The organism is Candidatus Bandiella numerosa (assembly GCF_021811875.1).
Classification (GTDB): Bacteria; Pseudomonadota; Alphaproteobacteria; order Rickettsiales; family Midichloriaceae; genus Aquirickettsia; species Aquirickettsia numerosa_A.
Genome location: NZ_JAJBJD010000304.1, coordinates 1 through 235, shown reverse-complemented (window position 1 = coordinate 235; position 235 = coordinate 1). Strand labels below are relative to the sequence as shown.

General features: G+C 41.3%; 1 protein-coding gene. It reads left to right on the top strand.

The features are described 5' to 3' along the window. On the top strand, window positions 1-235 hold a 235-nt coding region (locus L8D11_RS05700; RefSeq protein WP_272906070.1), incomplete at both ends, for a group II intron maturase-specific domain-containing protein.

Genomic DNA, 235 nt, shown 5'->3' with positions numbered 1-235 from the left:
CGTAAATTCCTAGGATTTACTTTATTGGCAGATGGCTCTACTACAATTGCCAAAGCTTCTATCTCTCGCTTCAAAGATAAGGTTCGCCTTATTACTAAAAGAAGCAGAGGTGTGAAATTTGATACTGTGGTTAGAGAACTTAATCAGGCTTCTAGAGGTTGGTTCCACTACTTTAAAGTGGCTGATTTTCCTAAGCCTATGAAACATCTGGATGGGTGGATTCGCAGGCGTCTGC